This window comes from Mesorhizobium sp. M7A.F.Ca.CA.004.06.1.1 (genome assembly GCF_003999135.1).
In the GTDB taxonomy this organism is placed as follows: domain Bacteria; phylum Pseudomonadota; class Alphaproteobacteria; order Rhizobiales; family Rhizobiaceae; genus Mesorhizobium.
On record NZ_RZPQ01000361.1, the window covers coordinates 1 to 5,829 of the forward strand.

Below are 5,829 nucleotides of genomic sequence, written 5' to 3' on the forward strand. Positions count from 1 at the left end.
CCCTTGAGCGAGGCCGACGAGCCCTTGCCGACGTCGCCATAACCGCACACGACAGCGACCTTGCCGGCCATCATCGTGTCGGTGCCGCGGCGGATGCCGTCGACCAGCGATTCCTTGCAGCCATATTTGTTGTCGAACTTCGACTTGGTAACCGAGTCGTTGACGTTGATGGCGGGGAAAGGCAGCAGGCCCTTCTTCTGCAGCTGATAGAGCCGGTTGACGCCGGTGGTCGTCTCTTCGGTGACGCCGCGGATCGCCGCCTTCTGCTTGGTGAAGAAGCCGGGCGAAGCCTTCAGGCGCTTCTTGACCTGGGCATAGAAGTATTCCTCTTCCTCGCTCTGCGGGTTGGACAGCACGTCCTCGCCGGCCTCGGCGCGGGCGCCGATCAGGATGTACATGGTGGCATCGCCGCCATCATCGAGGATCATGTTGGAGAGGCCGCCATCGGCCCACTGGAAGATCTTGTCGGTGTAGTCCCAATACTCCTCGAGCGACTCGCCCTTGACGGCGAACACCGGGATGCCGGCTTCGGCGATGGCCGCGGCCGCATGGTCCTGGGTCGAGAAGATGTTGCAGGAGGCCCAGCGGATATCGGCGCCCAGTTCCTTCAGCGTCTCGATCAGCACCGCCGTCTGGATCGTCATGTGCAGCGAGCCGGTGATGCGCGCACCCTTGAGCGGCTGCTTGGGACCGAATTCCTCACGGCAGGCCATCAGGCCCGGCATTTCGGTTTCGGCGATCTCGAGTTCCTTGCGGCCCCAGCCGGCAAGCGAGATGTCGGCGACCACATAGTCCTTGCTACCCGTCATGGCAGTACTCCGATGCGAATGTTGTGCTTGCGAATTTGTTGCGGACACGCCCGCGCCGGTCGGCGCGTCGAAGGGCGCGAATTGCCGGCCTGACTAGCAGATCGGAGCAAGGACGACAATGGGATATAAAGAAATCTTTATCCCTGCATGTCTCTCAGACACGCATCGGCGCTCTACCTGATCAGCATTCCTCGCCAAAGCGGGACGCCACCAGCTGCTCCAGGGCGTCGATGACCTGCCGGGCTTCCGGTCCGCTGGCGGTGACGCGGATCGAATAGCCGGGGCTTGCCGCCAGCATCATCAGGCCCATGATCGAGGTGCCGCCGACCTTGACGCCATCCTTCTCGACATGCACCGAGGCATCGAAGCCGCTGGCCAGCTGGACGAACTTCGCCGAAGCGCGCGCATGAAGGCCACGTTGGTTGATGATGGGAAAATCCCGGACAATTTGGTCTTTTTCCGGGGACAGCGCGGTCATTTGCTGCTCAGGAGCTGGCTGGCGACATTGATGTATTTGCGGCCGGCGGCCTGAGCCTCATCGAGCGCGGCGGCCATATTGTCGCCCTTGCGGATCGAGGAGAGCTTGATCAGCATCGGCAGGTTCATGCCGGCGATCACCTCGGTGCGGCCGGACTCCATCACCGAGATGGCAAGGTTGGAGGGCGTGCCGCCGAACATGTCGGTCAGCACGATGACGCCCGCCCCGGTATCGACACGGGCAACAGCGTCGACGATGTCGCGGCGACGCTGCTCCATATCGTCGTCGGCACCGATCGCCACGGTTTCGAAATTGTCTTGTGGCCCGACGACATGTTCGACGGCATGTCGGAACTCGGTGGCCAGTTGACCGTGCGTTACAAGCACGAGTCCGATCATTCTTTGGTGGCTCCCGTCATCGCCGCTTCACAGGCGCATTTTATGCTCGCCAGCCAATCCAGGCGGCGGGAGCGCTATCTTGTCGACGCACGGCCCGTTGACAAGCCCAAAATTGCGCAGGCACATGCCATTTTGACGCATTGCAGCAAAAAACCCGGAACGGATCATAGAAAAGGCGCGATCGACAGCCGCGCCATCACGACCGGCAAGGCGGCAGCGACGTTGCGTTCGACCGCATCGATACGCGGCACCCGACAGCCGGCGATGCTGGTGTCGGCATCCTCCTGAAAGCGTGCCGTTTCACCGGCCGGCGTCAGGCGGACATGCAAATCGACGATGGCGGCGGGCTCGAACGGCACCGCTCGCGGCCCGAGCCCAGGCACCTCGACGAGGCCTTCTATGATGGCGGGAGCGCGGCAGAGAAGCCGCCCGGCATGCACCTCGACAAAGAGCTGATCGTCACCGACGAGCCGCGAGAACAGGCCGCGATGGCGACAATGGTCGATGAGCGCCAGCGCCAGCGTCGTCTTGCCCGAACCGGAGGCTCCGGTGACGAGAATGCCGCGCTCGCCGATCAAAACCATTGTCGCGTGAATGTTTTCAGGCTGCACGGCTGGACCAGGCGTGGTTGGGATTCATGCTCTCAGCCTTCGGCCGGCAATGTCACCACAAAGCGTGCGCCCTTGATCTCGCCGGGTTTGGTGCCGGGGATGTTCTCGGCGGTGAGCGTGCCGCCATGGGCCTCGACGATTTGCCTGGATATCGACAGGCCAAGCCCCGAATTCTGGCCGAATGCCTCGCCGGCCGGCCGGTCGGTGTAGAACCGTTCGAAGATGCGGTCGATGTTGTCGGCCCGGATGCCGGGGCCATTGTCGTCGACGGTGACGATGTTGAACTTGCCGGCACGCGCCAGCGACAGGCTGATGTGGCCATGATCCTCGGGAACGAAGGAACGGGCGTTCTCGATCAAATTGGTGATGACCTGGCCGATGCGAAGATCATGCCCGACGACGACGTAGCCTTTGACGCCTTGCGGCAGTTTGGCCGCCTTGAACTCGATCTCGACCGCCTTCTTGTTGCGCGTCGCTTCGCGCGAAACGGCGACCAGATCGGTGATGAATTTCTTCAGGTCGACCGTCCCGGCATCTTCACGCGCGAGCTCCGCGTCCAGGCGCGATGCGTCGGAAATATCGGTGATGAGCCGGTCCAGCCGCCTGACATCGTGCTGGATGATATCCATCAGCCGGCCGCGCGAATCGTCGTTCTTGGCCAGCGGCAAGGTTTCCACCGCGCTGCGCAGCGACGTCAGCGGGTTCTTCAACTCGTGCGAGACATCGGCCGCGAAGCTTTCGATCGCCTCGATGCGGGCGTAGAGCGCGTTGGTCATGTCGCGTATGGCGATCGACAGATTGCCGATCTCGTCCTGGCGGTCGGAAAAATCGGGGATTTCCTCACGGCTCTTGACGCCGCGCCGCACCCGCACCGCCGCCGCCGACAGCCGGCGCAGCGGATTGGCGATGGTGGAGGCAAGCAGCATCGACAGGATGGCGGTGACAAGGGCCGCGATACCGAAGACGCGCAGGATCGCCTTGCGCTCGGCGGCGACGATCTTGTCGATGTCGCCGCCTTCGGTCGACAGCATCAGCACGCCCAGGACGGCACGAAAGCGCTGGATCGGCACCGCCACCGAAACGATCTGCTCCCCCTGCTCGCTGACGCGCACGATGGTCGACGGGCTGCCGGTGAGTGCCTTGACCACTTCCGGGAAAGCGGCGCCATTGCCGCCCGGCTGCTCGTGATAGACCGGCAGCTCGGTGTTGCGGAAGAAGTCGAAGACGAATTTCTGGATGCGCTCGACCAGATCGGGCTCTTCCTCCTCAACCGGCGGCAGGTCGTAGCGCAGGATCTGGCCACGCGAATAGAGGTGGCGTGAATCGAGCAGCAGATTGGCGTCGCGGTCATAGATGCGGGCGCGGGTCCTGGTCGGCGAGATCAGCCTTCGCAGCACCGGGGCGACCCGCTCCGGGTTGATCGGGAAGTCGAGGTTGTCGAGTTGGTCGGAGCCCGGCCCCAGGCTTTCGCCGGCCTGCAGTTCAAGCAGCTTTTCCGGGTCGATGCTGATCGAATCCGTCTCGACCGTCGCCGACGCGGCGATCGCGCCGGCGATGATCTCGCCCTGGGTCATCAGGCTTTCGACGCGGGCGTCGATCAGCCCGTCTCGGAAGGTGTTGAGATAGAGGATGCCGGTCACCAGGACGGCAAGGCCGGCAAGGTTGAGGAACAGGATACGCCGTGTCAGGCTGGAAAAGATATGATGGCCAAGGAAACGGCGCATCGGCACCGTGATCTTCGACACGAAGGACGGCATGATCCGCGACGGCCGCCTGGAGGCGCCCGCCGGTCTTGTTCGCTGTGCTTCCACTGCCATCGAATAGCAGGCCCTGCTACTTATGCTTCGCGGAACCGGTATCCGACTCCGTAAAGGGTTTCGATCATCTCGAAGTCGTCGTCGACGGCCTTGAACTTCTTGCGCAGCCGCTTGATGTGGCTGTCGATGGTGCGGTCGTCGACATAGACCTGTTCATCATAAGCCGAATCCATGAGCGCATCACGGCTTTTTACGACGCCTGGACGCTGCGCCAGCGAATGCAGGATCAGGAACTCGGTGACGGTGAGCGTCACCGGCTCGCCTTTCCAGGTGCAGGTGTGGCGCTCCTGGTCCATGACGAGTTGGCCGCGCTCGAGCGAGCGGGCCTGCTGGCTTGGCGTCTTGGCGGCAGCCTCGCGGGCACTGGCGCGGCGCAGCACGGCGCGCACCCGCTCGACCAGCAGGCGCTGCGAGAAGGGCTTGCGGATGAAATCGTCGGCGCCCATCTTGAGGCCGAACAATTCGTCGATCTCGTCGTCCTTGGAGGTCAGGAAGATCACCGGAAGGTCGGACTTCTGGCGCATGCGGCGCAGCAGTTCCATGCCGTCCATGCGCGGCATCTTGATGTCGAGGATGGCAAGGTTCGGCGGGCGTGCCGCCAGGCCTTCCAGCGCTGACGCACCATCCGTGTAGGTCTCGACGCGATACCCCTCGGATTCCAGGGCGATCGACACCGATGTCAGAATGTTGCGGTCGTCATCGACAAGCGCGATTGTTGCCATTTCAAGCGGCTCCCTCATGAGCTGTCCCTTCTGTCGTAGAGAAGGGGCTTTTGCAGGACAAATTAGGTACAAAATGTGGCATAGGCCTTGTCCGCTGTCACGCGCGGCATGCCGGCGGCCACAATCCTACCTCGACATGGATTGGACGAACGGACATCGCCAATCCTTTGGGCAACCGCGAAACTTTTTGCACATATAAACGATTTAAACAACTTTCAAAATATTTAAATCGATTAATGATTTGATATCATTTGGCTTTTCTGGTTCTGACCATCTCGCCCGCGTAGTGGGCGTGCTGGAAACGTGCCGGCAAAGATGCGGCAAATCCAAGAGGGACACTCGATGTCGGAAGTCGGCAAACGCAATTCCGCCTGCGCGATCGATCATATCGGCCTGAAAACCACCGGCGTGGTGCGCTATAATTTCGGTGCGGCCGCCCTTTATGAGGAATCGATCCGGCGCGGCGAGGCCCGCTTGACCGCCCATGGCGCGCTGGTCGCCGAGACCGGACAGCACACCGGCCGCTCGCCCAAGGACAAGTTCGTCGTCCGCGATGGCGCCACCGAACCACATGTCTGGTGGGACAACAACAAGGCGATCTCGCCGGCCCAGTTCGACACGCTGCTCGCCGATTTCCAGGCGCATGCCGCGGACAAGGATCTATACGTCCAGGATCTGGTCGGCGGCGCCGATGCGGAGTCGAGGCTGCCGACCAGGGTGATCACCGAATTTGCCTGGCACTCGCTGTTCATCCGCAATCTGCTGATCCGTCCGGATGCCGCCGAACTCGAACAGTTCGTGCCTGAGATGACGATCATCGACCTGCCGTCCTTCCGCGCCGATCCCCTTCGTCACGGCAGCCGCACCGAAACGGTGATCGCCGTCGATCTTTCGCGCAAGATCGTGCTGATCGGCGGCACCTCCTATGCCGGCGAGATGAAGAAGTCGGTGTTCACCATGCTCAACTATCTGCTGCCGGCGAAAGGCGTGATGC

7 protein-coding genes are annotated in these 5,829 nt (G+C 62.3%); 1 reads left to right on the forward strand and 6 read right to left on the reverse strand.

The window, feature by feature from the left end; genetic code table 11:
* From EN906_RS20410 to EN906_RS20440, 6 genes are all read right to left on the reverse strand, one after another.
* Positions 1 to 809 (reverse strand): adenosylhomocysteinase (locus EN906_RS20410; RefSeq protein ID WP_127375332.1); only part of this gene is annotated, 809 nt, incomplete at its 3' end.
* Between the two features lie 181 nt (positions 810 to 990).
* The gene (locus EN906_RS20415) at positions 991 to 1,287 is read right to left on the reverse strand and encodes an HPr family phosphocarrier protein (RefSeq protein WP_027039963.1); all 297 of its coding nucleotides are present in this window, start codon (positions 1,285 to 1,287) and stop codon (positions 991 to 993) included.
* On the reverse strand, positions 1,284 to 1,685 hold the full coding sequence (locus EN906_RS20420; RefSeq protein WP_010912939.1) for a PTS sugar transporter subunit IIA: 402 nt from the start codon (positions 1,683 to 1,685) through the stop codon (positions 1,284 to 1,286). Before EN906_RS20420 ends, EN906_RS20415 begins: the two co-directional genes overlap by 4 nt.
* 164 nt (positions 1,686 to 1,849) lie before the next feature.
* Complete coding sequence (locus tag EN906_RS20430; RefSeq protein ID WP_164748904.1) at positions 1,850 to 2,296, reverse strand: HPr kinase/phosphorylase; 447 nt, start codon at positions 2,294 to 2,296, stop codon at positions 1,850 to 1,852.
* A 32-nt stretch (positions 2,297 to 2,328) separates the two neighbouring features.
* Positions 2,329 to 4,113: a sensor histidine kinase gene (locus EN906_RS20435; protein WP_013528336.1), complete on the reverse strand. Its 1,785-nt coding sequence runs from the start codon at positions 4,111 to 4,113 to the stop codon at positions 2,329 to 2,331.
* Between the two features lie 20 nt (positions 4,114 to 4,133).
* Positions 4,134 to 4,835, reverse strand: coding sequence for a response regulator transcription factor (locus EN906_RS20440; RefSeq protein ID WP_013528337.1), 702 nt, complete (start codon positions 4,833 to 4,835; stop codon positions 4,134 to 4,136).
* Positions 4,836 to 5,177: 342 nt separating this feature from the next.
* Between EN906_RS20440 and EN906_RS20445 the strand changes: the two genes are divergently transcribed.
* Positions 5,178 to 5,829 (forward strand): phosphoenolpyruvate carboxykinase (ATP) (locus tag EN906_RS20445; protein WP_127375333.1); only part of this gene is annotated, 652 nt, incomplete at its 3' end.